Below are 254 nucleotides of genomic sequence, written 5' to 3'. Positions count from 1 at the left end.
GATCACCACCAAGGCGGCGCTCACCCTCCAGGGTCTGCCCGCGGGCCCGCTGCGGCTGCCGCTCATCGAGCTCTCCCCCGAGGAGACCGAGCAGCTCAAGCGCGATCTGGCGGCCGGCGGGGTACAGCTGTAAACACGGACTTCACAACTGAACAAGATCCCATAACCGCATACGCAGCAATACCTCTTACGTAAGTGCACGACAGTCATGCGCGCCACGTGCCGCTCCGGGGGGCCTTCCACAGGTGGGAGAC

General features: G+C 65.0%; 1 pseudogene. It reads left to right on the top strand.

Annotated elements, in window-relative coordinates:
- Nucleotides 1-133, top strand: a pseudogene (locus ACSNOK_RS35175) (4-hydroxy-tetrahydrodipicolinate synthase); the annotation flags it as partial.
- Nucleotides 134-254: the final 121 nt, after the last annotated feature.

This window comes from Streptomyces sp. URMC 126, assembly GCF_051386555.1.
Lineage (GTDB): Bacteria > Actinomycetota > Actinomycetes > Streptomycetales > Streptomycetaceae > Streptomyces.
The sequence above is the reverse complement of the archived record's forward strand: the minus strand, read 5'-3'. Positions and strand labels throughout refer to the sequence as shown.